The sequence below is a fragment of the Aminobacter sp. SR38 genome (genome assembly GCF_014843375.1).
Taxonomy (GTDB): domain Bacteria; phylum Pseudomonadota; class Alphaproteobacteria; order Rhizobiales; family Rhizobiaceae; genus Aminobacter; species Aminobacter ciceronei.
The window spans coordinates 1094042-1110124 of sequence record NZ_CP062112.1; the positions used below are offsets into that span (position 1 = coordinate 1094042).

Below are 16083 nucleotides of genomic sequence, written 5' to 3' on the forward strand. Positions count from 1 at the left end.
GCCGCGCCATTTCTGGCGTCGATGCTTGTCCAGGCCATTCCCGCTTTATGCCAAGACCATCCAGGACATCTCCGGCATCCCGATCGCCTTCGCCATCACCCAGTCGACCGCCTACCACTTCTTCTTCCGCACCAAACGCCTGCCGACCACAAGCGAATACTGGTGGCTGGTCGGCGCCTGCACCGCCGTCGGCACCAGCCTGGCGCTTGCCTCGATCCTGCTGACCGACGCCTTCGCCGGCATGTCGACGGGCATGATCGCCGTCGCCACAGGCACGATGATCGCCATCCAGGCCGTCGTGCTTGCCATTGCCTTCTCGAGCTTCATGGGCCACAGTTTCCTGAAGCATGTGGAGAAGGCGGGGAACACGTCGGAGCGGTAGAATCAACGGAGCCTCGCCTCAAGCAGCTGGAACCCTGAGCCCACACAATCACGACGGCCACGAAGGCGCTTAAACGGCCGTCGAGCCGAGGGAGGCAGGTCCCGGTCGCATCTTGTGCAACCAGCTCAGTTCAGTCTTGATTGATGCGCTTGACGACAAGTTTGCTCGCGGTACCCCATCAAGGTGGCCGCCGGGCCTGCCCGACTATATCAGCTTTCGGCGAAGCACAGCCATCACCAGCATCGTTTCATTGACGTCACGATCGCTAAGAGCCTTCAATACTGGACACCTACAGCCAGTCCCAAAGATCAGAAAATGGGTACTTCTTTGAGCGCTCTTCTCCAAGAAGAACGGTTTTCTGCTCGGAGGGATTGAGCGCGAGCTGGTTCAGTGCCTCGTCATTGGGAAACACCCTATACAGCTTCGACAAACCAAGAAGAATTCGCTTGTTTAGATCCCAATATCCTGCCGAGTTGAAACTTGGGAGATCTTTGCTCAGGATTGTATCCGCAGATCTCGGCAACCCTCCTTCAAGTATCTTACTCCGAAGCTCTGGCAGAACCAGTGAGATAAGACGCCAGCTTTGTGCGGATTCTTCGTTAATCGCAATCCTCAGCAACGTAGCCTGCATGTTCGTACGTTCATCGCCTTGCGCGTCGTCACGCAGTTCTGACAGGCGCTGTGCAATTTCGGCAGAATTCTTCGCAAGGTCTTGAGGGTAACGAAGGATTGCGAGAGCCGCCGCAAATTCTGTTGTCGATTGGAGATTTGAAAGCCAAGACCCCGCGAGAATTTCTCCAGCATGGTGGGGAAGCCATCCGAGCCAAGATTGGTCAATCTGATTCTGACAGTACGCTTCGACGGCTAATTGAAAGACAAGGGCAGGATTGGAGGAAATTACGGCGCCTTTCATTTCCCCCATGTCGCGACGAAGCATTTCGTTGATCACGGCGCGGCTGACGCGTGCAGGAGCATCGTCTTTAAGAAGGCGCGGAAGGACCCCACTGGCAACTAGCGGAAGCGTATCGCCGTCTACTAGGTCGTCACGTGCCAACAGAACGTCCGCGATCATGTTGGTCGGATATTCTGAAGTGACGGACGACTTGTCCGCGAGAGCGATGATGGCGCTGTAAATTGGTTCCCTCCATGGTGATAGCGCCTCCTTGTTGGTTTCGTAATGACGAGCGACCTTTCCGATCTCACGCGAGCTCAACTCTTCCAACCTTCGCTTGACCTGTGGCGCTGATGGCATCTCCGGCAGCAACTGGGACGTCAGAAGCTGCAAGAAATCTGCTGCCGGTATGGCGGCAATCAACCGAGGTGAACTCGGGCCTATGCCCAAGATGTCTCGCTTGAGCACCGCCCCTTCAGCTGGCGCCGGCAAAGAATTGAACACGGTCAAAGCCGTGTCTTCCGAAATCTCATCTGCGCCCTCCAGCCGCTCAAACAGGTCGACGAGCATTCTGTATTGGCGACGCGAGGCGGAAAGATCGCGGCCGTAGCGCCACAGAAAGCGCCTGAGCGGCGTGACCCGGTTCTCAGCCGCATCCATCGCTCCGAACGATACCCAACTCGGTAACTTAGACGAAGAAGCCTCGCCTGAGGTGGCGACCTGGATGTCGTATTCACCGCGCTCAGAACGTCGACGCTCTGTCAAATCTGCGGTGCAGAAAGAAAAGACTGTCCTCAATCGCGGCCATTGTTGGGACCAAACGGCGAGTATCGAACGTTCGATTTCGTCAGGTCTATTCTTACTGGAGGACAGGGTCACCACCCTCCCCGAGTAGTACCCGTCGATGACGGTCGAAATCAAATCGACAGGCGCCGACCCAACTTGTGGCGAGGTGACCAGACTCAAAGGATTTCCATAATTTGACGTGTCTCGTCCGACAGGGCGACGGAACAATTTCAGGAATTCGGAAAAGGACGCAATCGAAGACATAGTCTTGGAATCCAACAGCAGCGTGTGGCTCCACACGCAGCCCGGACGCGGCATCTCCGGAGCAGCCCACGTACGAAGGAGCGCATACCTTTTTGATTCCGGCAGAGGCAATCCCGTCAGATAGCTTTCATCATCACCAAGGCGTGCGCCGCTGGCCAAGTCACTCGCCGAGCTGAGCAGAAAGAGATCCTTTGGAGGCAGTCGGAACGATGCCGCAATCTGACGATGACCGTCCGCGTAGCCGAATAGGGCCTGATCTACCGAATCTGGCGAAACGACGTTCAATTCACAATCTCCAGGCCTGCCAACCACAGCAAAGGGGCGGTGAGATCATGTTCAGATGCCATAGGGCCGATAATGCTGACGCGCTTGCTCGGCGGAGTGATCTCCAAGAGGCGTTGACGATCGGGGCCCGGCCCGTCTCTCCTTTTTGACAGCTTACCGCCCTGTGCTGACACGCCATACACCCTTACATCGGTCACGCTCTTGGAGTTGTGGAGGTACTGTGAGAGCAGCGGATAGCGATCTTCCAGCCACTTGCCCGCATCAGCAACCTCTGGCGGTGCTAAATCCCACGCCGACACGACAACCGCGATCTTCAACGGCGGCTTTTCGAATGGTGGACGCTGAAGACACTGCAGTAGGTCCACCAGCTGTACCTGGAGCGGTGCTTTTGCAGGGTTCCAAGCGGACGCCTCGGCATCCGGCTGGGCTTCGTCCTCTTCGGCATCGAACGCATCGAGAATCGTCACGCTATCGTTCGTTCTCGACGCGCTGATAAACAGAAGAATTCCCTGCGCGTTTCGAACAAGCTCGACAAACTTCTCGGGACAAAATCTCGTCGAGAAAGCATTCTCAAATGTCTCGCCCGAAAGGTCATCGAACTCAAGCTCCATCTCGCTGCCCGAAGAGGCATGCACCAGATTTATGCATATGTTTTCCACCTGCGCGGACGCAGTGCGCTCGACCTCAAACCCATCGGCCCAGGATTGGGACATTTCCTCAAGGTAGCTAAAGTCGCCAGAGTGCTTGCCCTTCTTAAGCGCGGTCGGGATTTCCTCGCTGTCTACAAGATGCCAAAGCGCCGCAGCAAACGTCGTTTTGCCTGCGTGCTGAACACCAAAGACCATAAATCGTGCATCCACGTCCAAACATCCTCAAGCCTTGGCTAGCAGCCGGTCGAACTGACGCGTAGCGTCGCGAAGCGGTTGGGGCGCCACCATGGGTGGCGGCGTTGGCGCAGTCCACCGTCGAACCATTTCGTCAAGTCCCACGAACCCAACTCCACGATCCGCCTTTGGCAGGGCGCAAATGTGATGGGAGGAAATGGCGAGCCCCTTTCTTTGGAAGTCAGATACGAGGCGCGCCTGGTATTCATCGAGGAATTCGATGTTTTTGTCTTCTAGATTGGCGGTGCTGGTGATGTCGAACTTGGTAGACAAAATCTCGACATCCTGCGCGGTGGCAAGTGCGCCGTTGTCATTTAGGGCATTGATCATCTGCCTGAAATGTCTGGTGTATGCTGTCCGGCTGTCCATGGACGCGAGTCTTGCGCCGTCCAGAAGGAAGCAGACTCGATCGGCATGACGCAGTTCTGCAAGGGTCGAAATTAGATCAGTAGATGTGCGCGCCGCAGTGTAAGTCTCGCCAGAGCGATCAGCAATCGCGAGATCCAGGACCTCTCCACCCCCACGGGCAAGTGCAAGATGAAAGAAACTGAGCGGGTCCCGTCGGCTGGTGCGCGGAACGGTCGGCGACCCTCGCCCCGAGCTCACCAGCGCGAACGACTGCAGCCGGGCAAATGCCAGCAAAGTTTCGCTGCCGACGAATGTCAGACCCGCGAACGGGCCCTTGCAGTATGCACCGTAAATCGAGGCTAGCAGGGTCGTCTTGCCGACCTTTTGCTCGCCAACGAGCGCGATAGTTCGAACCTGTCGCTGCCTTTTCAGGGCGACGAGGTTTTCCAGTAACAAAGCCTCGCTCGACCATATTGGCACGGGCTGTGCAATCGGAGGTTCCTGTTCTTGAGCAGGCTCTTCAATGTCATCCATTTCGATGGCATAGTGAGGGCAGCCTTCGACGGGATCGTTTCCCAGCCGACACACCCCGTCGACTTGAACCCGACATGCCGTATCGCTGCAGATTGGTGCGGCAATATTCATCAGACCAGACTTCCCTGATCGATCAAGATACGCTCGCGGTAGGCCTGCAAGCCGAGTTCGTAGAATGAGACCTCCATATCCGCGACGTCGGAAACCGCGTCGCCGGCGTCCGTCTCCCACGCCGTCCCAGTGCGGGCGAGAGATTGAAGCGCAGCATGCACGGGAACAAGCGGCGCCGAGGAGGGCGAGATACTCCTTGCCAGCTTACCTGCGTCGACTGGCGAAACCGCAGTCATCGCTGCGCGAAGGCTAGTGCTTGCTTCCGCATCAGATTCCGCAATCCTGCGCAGAAGCCCATACGCTCCATACGGACCAGGGAGTTGCCGGACCAACGTACCCAGTTCGATTCCTGACGCGAGAATTTTCGTTTCGCGATTGGCATCTGACCTCGGCCTCTCCAGCAATTCATGCCAATCGCCGATATGCCACCACAGCATGTCAACTTCTTCGGCAACCCTGACGATGTCCGCACGCGCAGACGCCTGTGACGCTTCAGCCGCCTCGGCCAGCGATTTGGTTGCGGCCTCGGTTGAATCCACCACTGCCTCAATGGCCTGCTTGACCGCTTCTCCTAGTGCCGGACTTTGCGCCGCCACATTTGCGATCTCTGTCATGGCCGACTTGAACTTCGGAACCACTATCTGCTTTCCACCTTGCAAAGTGCGATGAAGGCGAGCCCCATTGGAAAGCGCCATATTCGCCTCCGTGGTCAAGACATCTGCATCGGCTGAACGCCGCCTGCCGCAAAACGACGTGGTGAGCACAGCGATATTGCTGACGCCGGTCGTCCAGGTGAGCCGCTCGCGCAGAAGCAAAGCCGCAAGTTTTCCGGCCTCTACCTTGTCCTTCTTGAGCACGAAATGGGGATCAAGATCCCGGATCGGCTTTTCGAACCACTCCGCCTCGGACGGCGCACCCAGCAGAAACGCGATCTTACACAGGTCGTAGACGCGAGGCATCGTCTTGACGGTGCTTTGGATCTTGTCGTGGCTCTTCTGGCGCGCGTCAACGATATCGCGCGAAGCATCCGCATCTAGATCCCTGTAGGACTGGATGAAATCGAACTTGCCGGCCATCAATGCTTTCCTTCTTTCAACGCCTCGTCGATAAGCTGATCGAGATAGGGAAGGGTTCCTCGTTCTTGGCTTCTCTTAACTGCGGCTATAACGAGTTCGTAATCCTTCAATTCACTGTCCCCCGACTTATCGAGTTTCATCTGCGAGATCAGACGTCGCTGCTCGTGCTCCAGGAGTTTAAAGAACTTAATGGTGACGCTTCTGACAGACGGCGGCGAGGATGGGGGCGCGGACATCGGCATGGTCTCTGACTCCAGCACTGGCAAGATCTTTTCCCCAATCTTGGTCCCGACTTGCGCACTATCCAGTGCGTTCCACTCAGGTAGGTCGAAGCTGTTCACCCACACGGTCTCGCCCTCTTGGTCCGGTACGGTGAGAAAATTGTCGGTTTCGTATTGCCTCACCCAGACCTTAACGGCGAGCTTGCGTTTTCCATCGACCCGATCAACAGCAATATCGATCCAATTATAGCCCGGCTTCCAATCCGACTCATCCCGCTCAGGGTGCATGGCGCCCGCTCTGATCCTAAGATACCGCTTTCCTTCGTCGATGCGCCGAGTGTGTTCGTGGCCGAACAGTTGGATCTTCGCAACTAAGTTGCAGCGGTCTTCGAAGTCCTTCCCATTCTTCAACCAGTTGAAGGGGTGGTGGGCCATTACCATGTGACACACGCCATCCTCTTCTTCGATCTGTGCCGCGGCGGGATCGATCAGCATGCGGCGTTCGTCGTCTTTGTCATCAGACACTAACACCGTATTGAAACCCCACATGCGAAGCGTCGAGCCGTCATTCAATGGCACATCTCGGCAGGCGAACGGCCGCGCTGGATGGTCACCTGTCCCATCGTCATCAATGTACGGCCGCAAAGGGCAAAGAAACTTGGCCGCGAAACGGTTATAATTCTGGATAGGTCCGAAAATCACAGTGGAGGCGATCTTGCCCCGCATCCATTTTCGGAGCTCACCGTTCACCTCGTTTGCACGTTTGCCTCGAAGGGCCTCCCGAGCCATTAGCTGAGCAGGATCGGTCTCGACGTTCCTATCCACGTCATGATTGCCTGGGATGACAAACACATCCTCGATTCTGCAGCCGGCAGCCGGGCAGAGCTTCTCCTCCAACCATTGATAAGCGAAATCGTATTCCGCCGGATGGCCTGCAAAAGCAATATCACCAGTCAACAGGATGCCGTCGCTTGGCTTGCCAATCTTCTCTCGCATCCGTTTGACATCCTTGATGATGTCGCTACGCAGTGCAAGATTCGGATCATCTGGTTCCCCAATTTCAGTCTTCTTGAAGTGAATGTCCGATAAGTGTAGCAGCAGCATTTTCCCACCCTTGTATTGTGCAGATAATTGATCAGGACTTGGCATTTTTGTCGAGCCAGCCGTCTCCTGCCGCCACGTCTAGAAGCTCCGGAACCGACTCCCCCTCACCCACCCACCCGCCTCCGCGCCGTCTGGATCCCCCACATCGCCGCCAGGTCATCCAGGTCGGCGCGCAGATTGTCCGCCATGGTCAGGCGTTCGCGTTTGTGGGGGGTGATTTCGGCCAGCGCCCGGCCCTCGGCGCAGACCAGTTGCAGCACCTGGTAGCCGCGGTGGCCGACGAGCTGGCGGCAGCGGTCGAGCTCGTGGGCGGCGACGATGCGGGCGGCGAGCGGGTCGCCGCGGCCGCCATCGACGCGGTCGAGCGCATGGTCGAGGCTGCGCACCGTGCCGCCGGCCTTTTCCCAACACGCGCGGAAGCGGTCGGCGGCCTGCTTTTGCGAGCGCGCCAGGAAGCCGCGGGCAAACAAGGTCTCGACGGCACTTTCCCTGGTGTTTTTCTGGGCTGAGATGATGCGCGGAAACGCCTTTTCGCCGTCACGCGCCGGGCGCCAGTCGGGGTTTTCGACCTCGACGGTGACCAGCGGGCTCGGCGGCTTCGGCTGTTTTTTCGCCCTGCCCGTGGCCGACTTGCCCATCGCCGACTTGCTCATGCCCGACTTGCCTTTCTCTCTCGCCCTGCTCATGCGCGTTCCACCACGACAGGCTTTTTGCCGCGCCGGAACAGCCGCTCGGCTTCGGCCCCCGCAGCCAGGACCCTGCTGCCGAAGCCGCACAGCGTGACCGGCCTGGCCACGCCCACCTCGCTTTTGCCCGCAGTGCCTGTGTCGCACGCCCGGCCCATACCCGCCTTGCTCACGCGCTCGACCACCACAGGCTTCTTGCCGGGCCGGAACAGTCGCTCGGCCTCGGCCCGGGCAGCGGAGACCTTGCCGCCGAAGCCGCGGATGGTGCCGTTGAGGTGTTTTTCCTGGGCCTGGTAGGCGGCGATCAGCGCCTTGTCGCGCGAGGCGTAGCCCGCCGGCGTTTCGCCCGACATGACCGGCCAGTAGTCGGCCTTGTGGCTGTAGCGGACCAGCGCGCGCCAGGCGCCGTCGATCCATTCCGCCTTGGCGTGGAAATGGTTCATCGCCTGCCTCCTGCCATATTGCCTCGGGGGATGTCGTCTCGGGGCATCTTGTCTCCTGGGGTCTTCTCTCCGCAGACCTTGTCGCCGAGGAACGACAGGCGCGGCAGGGTGATGTTGTTGCTTGCGGCCGGCCGCAGTGCTGCCTTGGCGGCGGCGGAACGGGCAAAGACCGGGTCGCCGAGCACACGGGCGGTGAGGTCGCGGTCGTCATCCGGCAGCTCGGCCAGGCGCGCGGCAAATTCGGCCCGGGTCACCCTGTCGTCCTGGCGGCGGAAGCCGGGAGCCACCGGTTGACAGCGCGCAAGCTTGGCGTCGGCGCGCTTGCGCCGGTAATCCGGGTCGAGCCGGCAATGCACCGTGTCGGGCGACAGGCCGAAGACCACGGCGATCTGGTTGAACTTCATGCCGGATCCACGCATCCGGCCGGCGAGATCGAGGTCCCAGGTCATGGGTCGGGATGTCATGGGTCGGGATGCCAGGGGTTCGGCTTGCTGTTGTTTCATTGTGCCCTCTTCAGCTGCATCAGGATTGTTTCCGACACCGGCACGCGCCAGCTCCGGGCCAGCGCCACCAGCTGCTCGAGCCCGTTGCGCTCGGCCTCGGCCAGCAGGTCGGCGCGGCCGTTGCGGATGGCGGCCTGCAGCAAGGGCAGCTTGAGGCACATGCGGGCGCGTTCGTCCGGCCGGGGTTCACGCCGCAGCGCCCTTGACGGCACAGGCAGGGCCTTGCGGCCGCGATGCGGCAGGATGCCGGCGATGCGGCGCGCCTCCTGGACGAATTCGGCCACCGAGGGCGCAAACGTCCGGTTCTGGCCGTCGACGGCGCCCGTGGTGAAACGTTGGGCCGCCTCGACCACCGCCTGCGGCGCGACATCGGCAAGCACCGCCTCATAGGTCTGCATCGTCAGGTCGGCATTGCCCGCCGTCTGGGGGAAAGAATTCAACATTGCGGTGAGTGCCAAATAGGCTCTCTGGTCCATGGGAAGCTCCTAGTCGGTCCATTGCCACGTCGACGAAGTTGCGTTTGCGCTGGGGTGGTGGGCGCGGGCGGCGCTCGGCGGCATTGCGGCACCAGTTGCGCCAGGTCGCCGGCCAGTCGAGCTTGACGCCCCTCTGCCCGGCCTGCGAAATCCAGTAGTCGCGGAATTTCTCCGCCTCGCGTGCCGCCTCATCAGGCGAAAGCCCTGCCTTGGCCGCGTCGTCGAAATCAGGGATGAAGCCCTGGGGCAGCCGGCTGCCGCGCTTTTTGCAGGAAGCTTCCGTTTCTCTGGGTCTGGCCTCTGGCTTCTGGCTGGCAGTGCCAACGCTGTGCGGCGGCACAGCATCGGCATCCGAGGCCCCTTGATTTTGCTCGGCTTTGCGCCAGCGCGCCCGGGCCGCCTGTTTGCCAGCCAGCGACTTTTCCGAACGGATGGCGCATTCCCGGGCGACACGCCCGTTCCACAGCCCGCCGTCGATGCGGCGGATCTTGCCGTCACTGACCAGGCTTTCGAGTGCTGCCTTGAAGGCAGCGCTCGAGGCGCCGCACAATCTGGCGAGGCGGAGATGGTCTTCCGGCACGGGCGCGCCGCGCTCATACATCGAGGCCACCAGCGTGATGTAGATGCCGGTTTCAGCAGCACTCATGCCGCGTGTGCCGGCCAGCCAGTCCGAGGCGAAAAAACGAACCCAGGGCATGTCGCTCATGCGGCCACCTCCGGCTGGATCAGCACGACGCAGCGCGGGCCGTCCTCGGCCCGTTTGTCGTCTGCAACCCACTCGACCGTCAGCCGGCGAACCAGGCCGTCGATCAGGCCATGCGCCGTGAGCGTGTCGAGGATGCACCGGCCAAAATCGGCGGCGTCGCCGCAGCCGGCCTCGGCGCGGGCGCCTGATGCCGCGTGGCGGACATAGACGGCGACCGGCCCCTTGAGCCGGCGCGGCCGCCGGCTTGACAGGGCGGCCTCGAGGTCAGCGCGCCGGTCGCACGCCGAAGGCACGCGGCCCCTGCCCCTGGTGATGTCCAGCTCGAGCCGGATCATCTGAACGTCCCCGCCTGTGGTGCGGTGCCGCCCGGCGTGTCGAGCTCGAAGCCGCCCGCGGAGCGGACAGCGTGCCCAGGGCGGCACAGGCGGCGCGACGGCGCTGCCCGGTCGGCCGATTTCAGCGCCGCGTGGCGCCGGTTTTTGCTGGATGTGAACATGAGCGAATGATTTCCATAACGGAAATCATTCGTCAAGCAATTATTTCCATTTTGGAAATTTTGCGCTTTCCGTTCTGGAAAGCTACATTCTGGCCATGAAAGAGTTAGCCATGACAGATTTCGAGGCGCCGCGGCTCTATATCGAAGAATGGATGGCGACCATTCCTGGCCTGGACAGGAAGCGGCTGGCCGAGCGCATGAAGGTCGCCGGCGGCACCATCAGCAAGAAGCTCGCCAGGCCTGAAAACATCGACGGCGTCTGGCTGGCGCAGTTTGCGGCAGCGCTCGAGCTTGCGAGCCCTATCGAGCTTTACCGCGATCCGACGGCTGCTGCTGCCGTGACCTCGCCGGAGAGCAAGCTGCGCGCTGCCCTTCTGGCCTTCGGTGTCGACAAGGACGACCTCGGCAAGGCGATTGCCGTGGTCAAGGGTTTCCTCGATGACGACGGCGAACGATCAGCACAAGCCCTTCCCGGTGATCGATCTGCACCCGCCAGTCGCCGCCGTGCAAAAGAGCCATCGCGGTAGAGATCTCGGCTGCCTTGCGTTTGACCACCATCATCGGATCAAGCGGGGCTGCGGCGTGCGCCGCATCGCGCAGCCCGGCGACGATCTCGTCATTGCGGGATCGGTAGCGCGCCTTGATCTGATGTCTGATCGCCATCCCGGCTCCCTTTTTCTGCGACGTATAGGAACATTTTCCTCGAAGCAGAGTCAAGAACATCAGAGGAAAATATTCCTCCATCCCCCGATTGTGACTTCAGGCGAAAGGTGTTTGGATCGGGCTGGTCGATTTGGGGGGCTGAGCTGTCAATGTCCTGGTGGAAGACCGTCACCGTTGCTGTTGCTGCTTTGGGATCCTTGCTTCTGGTCGAGGTCCTGTCGGGCGGGTTCGACGCTGTATCGGGCGAATATTTCCTGAAACAACCGGCTGGCCGCCCCTCCGCGGAAGATGTGTTCTCCGACCTTCGAAGCCAGGGCTACCGCATGTACGACACGATCAAGCAGGAGCTGCCGGATGCGTATGTCGCGCTGAAAAGCGAGATGGAGGCGATCGCAGCGAGGAGCGCGACAGCCGCCGAGGCCAGAGACGAAACCCTGCAGGCGGTCGTGGCCGTTCGCCGCAAGCACGCGCAATCGATCTATCAGGCGCCTGATGACAGCCTCTATCCTGCCATCAAGTCGCAGCTCGACCTGCTCGAACTTGTCGATGCCAGGGAGACTGCGGCGACCTGCGCCAGCTTCGTCGTCAGTGGCGGCGCAGCCCTGGGCAGACCGGACCAGCATTATCTCCTGGCTTTCGATGCCATTGCCGCCGATGTGTTCCAGGCGATCGGTGCGGCGCGAGAAAACCCGCAGCCGACCGAAGCGTCGACGGACGCCGATTGGGAAGAGCTTTACAAGACCATGACCGCCCAGGGCGCAACGACGGATGATATCAGGTCGCTCACCGCCCTCGCCCCCCGGGACGAAAATTTGTGCAAGGTGATGAAACTGTTCCTACGCGGTATACTGGCGGTTGAAGCGCCGGGCGGGCGGCGGCTGCGCGCCGAGATTGCCTATGGCATTGCGGTCAGCTAGCCAGGCGCCCCTGCCCTGGCCTTTCCATCAGCCGATTCGCGGCATCCGCCGCTGGTGATCTCACGTTGATTTCCATTTTGGAAATTGGCGATTGACAAGACTATTTCCATAATGGAAACTTCCTCCATCGTCTTTGGGATGGAGCGACCGATGAACGTCAGCAGGGCCTTTGCCGAGCAATGCGGTTATGCCGGCCACAGCCCGGCCATGCTCGCCGCGTTCGAAACCATCCGCCGCTCCGGCATCGCCGAGGCGCGGGCGGCGCATTTCGTCCGCAAGAAGCTCACCGACGCCCTCGCCCGGGATCCCGCGCTGTGTCAGGCGATGATCCATCCGGCCGAGACGGTCGACGAGGCGCTCGAAGACATCAAAGCCTGCATCCTCCGCATCCGCGCCATGCCGACATGGCGCCGGCACAACCACGCAGCAGCGCTCCGCAAGGCCAAGGCGATGCGCCTCCATCTCCGCTTCTTCCGCCGCTTCGCCGACCGGATCCTGGCGCGCCAGGCGGCCTGATGCATTTCGGCTTGATCCCCGACGCATGCGACGGCGTCCGCCTCGGCCTTTCGGCCGTCGTCATTGGCCCGGCCAAAAGGCCATGAGCTGCGACGAGGACCGCTACCTGACCAACGCGGCCATGGCGCTCGGCGACGAGTTCGCCGCCCGCAAGTGCCGCGAAGCGCCGACACCGGCGCAGACGTTTGCTCCCCGCCGCGCGTTGCGCCGCGCCCGCCTGGCCCTCACCTCTCCCCATGCTGCGGCGCCAGTGCAGCGGGACGCAAAGCTCGATTGGCAATGAGGATGTTACATGCAACAAGACATAAGAACATCCGGGGGGATTCATGAAGAAGCTAGTACTGGTCGCGCTTGCGGCCTTCGCAGGCTGCGCAACGCCGCCATCCAATATCAAGGCCGGGCCGTCAGACGGCAAGCAATGCACCCAGGCTGATAAGGATCGCCTCGCCGATATCACATCGCGACAGCAGCGCGTGGCCAATCAGGACGCGCTTGGGGTCTTCATGATCGGTGTCCCGCTCGGCGGCTCGGAGACACACGAGCCCGAAATCGCCCGGCTGAAAGGCCGCTGCGGCGCCAAGTAAGCCTGTTCGGGTCAATCGGCGGCCGGCGCGATCCCTTGACCCGCCGGTCCCATCTTCATGACTGCGCGTCCCGACCTGCCCTGGCAAGGGTGACGCCAGCCATCTCGCCATGCAAGAGCCAGTGGGACTGCGCTGGTGCTGCGGCCGCATGACCAAGGGGATAGCAAGGAAACGGCACTTCTCGCCAAAAAGCCCCGCGTGTCAGTCGCAAGATGAGGTTCGATGCGGGCGAAACTGCTCTTGTGTAAGCCGGAAATGGTCCCGCTTCATCACGCCTCCCTTTGGGAAGTCGTGAATCACAAACCCGAAGCGAGCATCGAAATATGCATCGCGTTCGCCGAACCCGTGTTCATCGAACCTGTCTCGCACGCAGTCGAAGGACGGAACGAACCGATCAACAAAGTGTTGACGTACATACGTTGTCAATACGTTGTAATCTATGTTAGGGCATTTCACATTCAACCTGCCATCGAGCCATGGGGCTTGGGCGGTCTATGTGTACGAGTATGGAGGCTGCCATGGCTGCCACAGCTAAGAGAGACAACAACATCAACATGCGTATAGCGCCTGAGCAGCTTGATCTGATCAAGCGCGCGGCGGACACGTGTGGTAAGAGTCTGTCGAGCTTTGTCATCGAAGCAGCTACCTACAGCGCCCAAAAAACGCTTATGGATCAACGCTTCATGAACCTCGATGCGGACCTCTTCGATTCCGTTGCCGAGACCATTTCCAAGCCGGCACAGGTGCATCCTGAACTTGCCGCTCTTCTTAAGAACGGCAGCGTATGGGCGACTTCCGATCGCTAGGGCTTTTCGCCCCAGCCCCTCTTTCGCGTGATCACGACTATTCAGGATTCTGCAGCGGAAAGCAGCTCCTGGATAGTTGGCTGCATGACATGGCCATATACAATCAAATGTCCAATTACACGCGGACGTTTGTGGTTTGTGATGCGCAGAACCGCGTGAAGGCGTATTATGCGCTATGTGCTGGCATGATCCTCCGGAAGGAAGCCGGTAAGAAGCTTGCCCCGCAGGGCACGCCAAACGAAATCCCCATTGCTCTTTTGGCGCGCCTCGCCGTCCAGCAGGAATTGCAGGGCAAAGGCATAGGAAAAGCCCTTCTCGCGAACGCGCTGCGCAATGCAGCATCAGCGTCACAAACTGTGGCTTTTCGTGCTGTCGTTGTCGATGCCGTGGATGAACAGGCTGCCAGATTCTACCTTTCGGTTGGCTTCAAACCGACGAAAATCAGCCCGCTCAAGCTGCTTTTGCCGACGCAGGACATCTTGGCTTCGATGAACGGCTTTTAGACTGCGCTCCGCTCAGCCACTTCGGCTTGTCGCTGGGCAAGGGCTGACAAAATGCGCTTGTCGATGCGGCGAAGAATTGCCACCTCCTCCCGCCGGACAACGGCGCCTTTGAGCGCTGACCAGTTGGCAAGCTCGGTCGACATTCCCGGACCCGGGACAATGGAAACCAAGCCTGGTCTTTACGGCGCCTTGGCTGCCACAGGAAGCATCACGCCTGAGGTTTCGACGACCTCAAGACTTTCGTCAGATATGTCCATGACTATTCCCCTCTCCCAGGATTCCTTGGGATCCCGCAGGAAGAGAAATTCAAGCGCTCTTGCCTGGCCATTCGGTCATCGCCCAGAGCAAGTCTGGCGCTTGCCGTGAAGGCGCGCCGAAACCGGTTGCACCGAGGCGTGGCCAAATCGCGTCTGCCGCTCCGGTGATCCGGAAGCTACCGCAGCTGTTTCATTGCTGCTGGCTGCAGGTGGCCTCCTGAGCGCTCGCCCATCCCGGCGCCAGGCCATCGCCGGCCTCTCATTTGTCACGATGGCGGGCGGACGAGATCAAGCCCCATCGGCCCTGGCCTTCAGACGTTTGGCACTGAGATACATCATGGCCGCCGCCGCTTTGGTGCGGTCCCAGCCGGCGGCCTCGGCATGGTTCAGAAGCTTGTCGACATGTTCTGCCAAGGCGCCTTGGCATTCGGCATCGTAAGCCAGGGCAGTCGGGTGATTTTCGGGCGATTTCATCATAGGTGGCTTTGTCATTCGTCATGTCCGCATAGACTGGAGAGGGCGCCAGCCAGCTGCCGCCCTCTCCGATCGATCCCTCTCCGATCAATCAGGCGTGGGCCGCTCGGGACCCCGCAGTTTCCGGCGGCATCTCGCCGTCCTCGACCAGGATGTCTTTCTTGCGCGCAAAGGCGGCGAAGACACCCCTGGCCGTCTCAGCGTCGACGTCTCCAGCCAGTGCAGCTTTGCACGCCCTGATTGCCGCTCGCTGCTCGGGGCTGTTTCCGCACCACTCCATCGCAAACTGAAAGGCATCGACGACGGTGTTGAGTTGGCGCGGGAAGCCAAGTCCGACCCAGACACGGATGGGCTTTTCGAAAGATTGTGCAAGCATCGCGCGATCCTCCGCCTAGGCACCGAGACCGCTTGCGCCAGCCTTTCCCCCTGTCATCCATGGCAGCGGGCCGGCCGAATGCGGGCGCGTTGCTCAAGCCTGCCAGTGAGGGCGATGCCGGTGAGAGCGATGCCGGCGAGCTATGTGCCTAGCCATCGCGACGCGGCACCAGGCCGAGATCCCGACTGCGGTAATCGAGGCTTCGGCCGGTAATTCTCTCCAGAACGGCGTCCAGACCGGCGACGTGGTGATGCAGCAGCGAATAGGTCTCGTTGAATGGCTTCAGGCTGATGAAGCACTTCTGGATCGCCATACGCAAAGGGATCGCCGCCAGGACGATCGCCTCGATCTCGCTCTCGGTCAATCTGTCGTTTCTGTGGTGCCTGCGCGACATGTTTGCTCCTGTCTGACCGGACTGCGACGCGGCCGCGATGCGACCAGGCCGCCGCCCTCACCATCGCCTGGCGCGCGCCCCTGATCGCCGAGGCGATACGGGAGCCCATCCACGACGCTCATCGGTCCGGCGCGCGATGCGACGTCGACATCCCCAGCAGCCGCACCAGTTCCTCATATTTGGCGCCGCAGCGGTCATAGATGTTGAACGTGTTGGTCCGCGTGCAGCCGATGCGCGCGACAATCGCGTCCAGCAGAAGCGCCAGCGTGCGGTCGCCGCCTGCCCGCACCATCGCGTCGCGGTCGTATTGCTTGCGCATCCCGCATTTGTCGCAGGAGACGATGATCTTGTCGGAGGGAAATTCGGATAACATCGGCATGAGAACAAAATAGGAAC

The 16083-nt window shown here is 60.6% G+C and carries 24 protein-coding genes; 8 read left to right on the top strand and 16 right to left on the bottom strand.

Translation table 11 applies throughout. From position 1 onward, the window contains the following. Nucleotides 1-25: 25 nt before the first annotated feature. On the top strand, nucleotides 26-382 hold the full coding sequence (locus IG197_RS05320) for an ABZJ_00895 family protein (protein ID WP_192317471.1): 357 nt from the start codon (nucleotides 26-28) through the stop codon (nucleotides 380-382). Nucleotides 383-671: 289 nt separating this feature from the next. On the opposite strand, the gene IG197_RS05325 is transcribed toward IG197_RS05320, so the two are convergent. The 12 genes from IG197_RS05325 to IG197_RS05380 form a co-directional block, all read right to left on the bottom strand. Further along, nucleotides 672-2609, bottom strand: coding sequence for a hypothetical protein (locus IG197_RS05325; protein WP_192317472.1), 1938 nt, complete (start codon nucleotides 2607-2609; stop codon nucleotides 672-674). Next, entirely contained in the window at nucleotides 2606-3469 is an 864-nt protein-coding gene (locus tag IG197_RS05330) for a hypothetical protein (protein WP_192317474.1), read from the bottom strand. The genes IG197_RS05325 and IG197_RS05330 overlap by 4 nt, the downstream gene beginning before the upstream one ends. A gap of 12 nt (nucleotides 3470-3481) precedes the next feature. Continuing rightward, the gene (locus IG197_RS05335) at nucleotides 3482-4486 is read right to left on the bottom strand and encodes a hypothetical protein (protein ID WP_192317476.1); all 1005 of its coding nucleotides are present in this window, start codon (nucleotides 4484-4486) and stop codon (nucleotides 3482-3484) included. Beyond that, nucleotides 4486-5562 carry a GTPase-associated system all-helical protein GASH gene (locus tag IG197_RS05340; protein ID WP_192317478.1) on the bottom strand — a complete coding sequence of 359 codons (1077 nt, stop codon included), beginning with the start codon at nucleotides 5560-5562 and terminating at the stop codon, nucleotides 4486-4488. The genes IG197_RS05335 and IG197_RS05340 overlap by 1 nt, the downstream gene beginning before the upstream one ends. Beyond that, the gene (locus tag IG197_RS05345; RefSeq protein ID WP_192317480.1) at nucleotides 5562-6887 is read right to left on the bottom strand and encodes a metallophosphoesterase; all 1326 of its coding nucleotides are present in this window, start codon (nucleotides 6885-6887) and stop codon (nucleotides 5562-5564) included. The genes IG197_RS05340 and IG197_RS05345 overlap by 1 nt, the downstream gene beginning before the upstream one ends. Nucleotides 6888-6991: 104 nt before the next feature. After that, nucleotides 6992-7573: a hypothetical protein gene (locus tag IG197_RS05350; protein ID WP_192317482.1), complete on the bottom strand. Its 582-nt coding sequence runs from the start codon at nucleotides 7571-7573 to the stop codon at nucleotides 6992-6994. Further along, nucleotides 7570-8016, bottom strand: coding sequence for a hypothetical protein (locus tag IG197_RS05355; RefSeq protein WP_192317484.1), 447 nt, complete (start codon nucleotides 8014-8016; stop codon nucleotides 7570-7572). Before IG197_RS05355 ends, IG197_RS05350 begins: the two co-directional genes overlap by 4 nt. Then, a complete protein-coding gene (locus tag IG197_RS05360; protein WP_192317485.1) occupies nucleotides 8013-8465 on the bottom strand; it encodes a hypothetical protein in 453 nt (150 codons plus the stop codon). Before IG197_RS05360 ends, IG197_RS05355 begins: the two co-directional genes overlap by 4 nt. A gap of 50 nt (nucleotides 8466-8515) precedes the next feature. Then, a complete protein-coding gene (locus tag IG197_RS05365) occupies nucleotides 8516-8962 on the bottom strand; it encodes a hypothetical protein (protein WP_192317487.1) in 447 nt (148 codons plus the stop codon). Beyond that, the gene (locus tag IG197_RS05370) at nucleotides 8904-9701 is read right to left on the bottom strand and encodes a YdaU family protein (RefSeq protein ID WP_192317488.1); all 798 of its coding nucleotides are present in this window, start codon (nucleotides 9699-9701) and stop codon (nucleotides 8904-8906) included. The genes IG197_RS05365 and IG197_RS05370 overlap by 59 nt, the downstream gene beginning before the upstream one ends. Beyond that, entirely contained in the window at nucleotides 9698-10036 is a 339-nt protein-coding gene (locus IG197_RS05375) for a hypothetical protein (protein WP_192317490.1), read from the bottom strand. Before IG197_RS05375 ends, IG197_RS05370 begins: the two co-directional genes overlap by 4 nt. After that, complete coding sequence (locus IG197_RS05380; protein WP_192317492.1) at nucleotides 10033-10233, bottom strand: hypothetical protein; 201 nt, start codon at nucleotides 10231-10233, stop codon at nucleotides 10033-10035. Before IG197_RS05380 ends, IG197_RS05375 begins: the two co-directional genes overlap by 4 nt. Before the next feature lie 74 nt (nucleotides 10234-10307). On the opposite strand from IG197_RS05380, the gene IG197_RS05385 reads away from it, so the two are divergent. The 7 genes from IG197_RS05385 (at nucleotide 10308) to IG197_RS05415 (ending at nucleotide 14186) form a co-directional block, all read left to right on the top strand. Continuing rightward, nucleotides 10308-10724: a hypothetical protein gene (locus tag IG197_RS05385; RefSeq protein ID WP_192317493.1), complete on the top strand. Its 417-nt coding sequence runs from the start codon at nucleotides 10308-10310 to the stop codon at nucleotides 10722-10724. Between the two features lie 285 nt (nucleotides 10725-11009). Then, nucleotides 11010-11777, top strand: a complete 768-nt coding sequence (locus tag IG197_RS05390; RefSeq protein WP_192317495.1) for a hypothetical protein — start codon at nucleotides 11010-11012, stop codon at nucleotides 11775-11777. Nucleotides 11778-11927: 150 nt separating this feature from the next. After that, nucleotides 11928-12293 (top strand): hypothetical protein, encoded by a 366-nt coding sequence (locus tag IG197_RS05395; RefSeq protein WP_192317497.1) that lies wholly within the window; start codon nucleotides 11928-11930, stop codon nucleotides 12291-12293. An 82-nt stretch (nucleotides 12294-12375) separates the two neighbouring features. Continuing rightward, a complete protein-coding gene (locus IG197_RS05400) occupies nucleotides 12376-12576 on the top strand; it encodes a hypothetical protein (RefSeq protein WP_192317499.1) in 201 nt (66 codons plus the stop codon). Nucleotides 12577-12619: 43 nt separating this feature from the next. Then, nucleotides 12620-12877, top strand: a complete 258-nt coding sequence (locus IG197_RS05405) for a hypothetical protein (protein WP_192317501.1) — start codon at nucleotides 12620-12622, stop codon at nucleotides 12875-12877. A 518-nt stretch (nucleotides 12878-13395) separates the two neighbouring features. After that, complete coding sequence (locus tag IG197_RS05410; protein ID WP_165915777.1) at nucleotides 13396-13683, top strand: DUF1778 domain-containing protein; 288 nt, start codon at nucleotides 13396-13398, stop codon at nucleotides 13681-13683. Nucleotides 13684-13772: 89 nt separating this feature from the next. Continuing rightward, nucleotides 13773-14186, top strand: coding sequence for a GNAT family N-acetyltransferase (locus IG197_RS05415; RefSeq protein WP_245432050.1), 414 nt, complete (start codon nucleotides 13773-13775; stop codon nucleotides 14184-14186). A 545-nt stretch (nucleotides 14187-14731) separates the two neighbouring features. On the opposite strand, the gene IG197_RS05420 is transcribed toward IG197_RS05415, so the two are convergent. The 4 genes from IG197_RS05420 to IG197_RS05435 all read right to left on the bottom strand — a co-directional run bounded on the left by IG197_RS05420 (nucleotide 14732) and on the right by IG197_RS05435 (nucleotide 16060). Next, a complete protein-coding gene (locus IG197_RS05420; RefSeq protein WP_192317502.1) occupies nucleotides 14732-14935 on the bottom strand; it encodes a hypothetical protein in 204 nt (67 codons plus the stop codon). 73 nt (nucleotides 14936-15008) lie between these two features. Next, nucleotides 15009-15293, bottom strand: coding sequence for a DUF982 domain-containing protein (locus IG197_RS05425; protein ID WP_115732713.1), 285 nt, complete (start codon nucleotides 15291-15293; stop codon nucleotides 15009-15011). A gap of 148 nt (nucleotides 15294-15441) precedes the next feature. Continuing rightward, nucleotides 15442-15687 carry a hypothetical protein gene (locus IG197_RS05430; protein WP_067963833.1) on the bottom strand — a complete coding sequence of 82 codons (246 nt, stop codon included), beginning with the start codon at nucleotides 15685-15687 and terminating at the stop codon, nucleotides 15442-15444. A 118-nt stretch (nucleotides 15688-15805) separates the two neighbouring features. Continuing rightward, the gene (locus IG197_RS05435) at nucleotides 15806-16060 is read right to left on the bottom strand and encodes a hypothetical protein (RefSeq protein ID WP_154385179.1); all 255 of its coding nucleotides are present in this window, start codon (nucleotides 16058-16060) and stop codon (nucleotides 15806-15808) included. Nucleotides 16061-16083 lie beyond the last annotated feature (23 nt).

Coding starts and splice junctions, on each gene's coding strand:
- IG197_RS05335 (WP_192317476.1), bottom strand. CDS start 4,486: ATGAATATTGCCGCACCAATCTGCAGCGATACGGCATGTCGGGTTCAA.
- IG197_RS05340 (WP_192317478.1), bottom strand. CDS start 5,562: ATGGCCGGCAAGTTCGATTTCATCCAGTCCTACAGGGATCTAGATGCG.
- IG197_RS05345 (WP_192317480.1), bottom strand. CDS start 6,887: ATGCTGCTGCTACACTTATCGGACATTCACTTCAAGAAGACTGAAATT.
- IG197_RS05350 (WP_192317482.1), bottom strand. CDS start 7,573: ATGAGCAGGGCGAGAGAGAAAGGCAAGTCGGGCATGAGCAAGTCGGCG.
- IG197_RS05355 (WP_192317484.1), bottom strand. CDS start 8,016: ATGAACCATTTCCACGCCAAGGCGGAATGGATCGACGGCGCCTGGCGC.
- IG197_RS05360 (WP_192317485.1), bottom strand. CDS start 8,465: ATGACCTGGGACCTCGATCTCGCCGGCCGGATGCGTGGATCCGGCATG.
- IG197_RS05365 (WP_192317487.1), bottom strand. CDS start 8,962: ATGTTGAATTCTTTCCCCCAGACGGCGGGCAATGCCGACCTGACGATG.
- IG197_RS05370 (WP_192317488.1), bottom strand. CDS start 9,701: ATGAGCGACATGCCCTGGGTTCGTTTTTTCGCCTCGGACTGGCTGGCC.
- IG197_RS05375 (WP_192317490.1), bottom strand. CDS start 10,036: ATGATCCGGCTCGAGCTGGACATCACCAGGGGCAGGGGCCGCGTGCCT.
- IG197_RS05385 (WP_192317493.1), top strand. CDS start 10,308: ATGACAGATTTCGAGGCGCCGCGGCTCTATATCGAAGAATGGATGGCG.
- IG197_RS05390 (WP_192317495.1), top strand. CDS start 11,010: ATGTCCTGGTGGAAGACCGTCACCGTTGCTGTTGCTGCTTTGGGATCC.
- IG197_RS05395 (WP_192317497.1), top strand. CDS start 11,928: ATGAACGTCAGCAGGGCCTTTGCCGAGCAATGCGGTTATGCCGGCCAC.
- IG197_RS05400 (WP_192317499.1), top strand. CDS start 12,376: ATGAGCTGCGACGAGGACCGCTACCTGACCAACGCGGCCATGGCGCTC.
- IG197_RS05405 (WP_192317501.1), top strand. CDS start 12,620: ATGAAGAAGCTAGTACTGGTCGCGCTTGCGGCCTTCGCAGGCTGCGCA.
- IG197_RS05410 (WP_165915777.1), top strand. CDS start 13,396: ATGGCTGCCACAGCTAAGAGAGACAACAACATCAACATGCGTATAGCG.
- IG197_RS05415 (WP_245432050.1), top strand. CDS start 13,773: ATGGCCATATACAATCAAATGTCCAATTACACGCGGACGTTTGTGGTT.
- IG197_RS05420 (WP_192317502.1), bottom strand. CDS start 14,935: ATGACAAAGCCACCTATGATGAAATCGCCCGAAAATCACCCGACTGCC.
- IG197_RS05425 (WP_115732713.1), bottom strand. CDS start 15,293: ATGCTTGCACAATCTTTCGAAAAGCCCATCCGTGTCTGGGTCGGACTT.
- IG197_RS05430 (WP_067963833.1), bottom strand. CDS start 15,687: ATGTCGCGCAGGCACCACAGAAACGACAGATTGACCGAGAGCGAGATC.
- IG197_RS05435 (WP_154385179.1), bottom strand. CDS start 16,060: ATGTTATCCGAATTTCCCTCCGACAAGATCATCGTCTCCTGCGACAAA.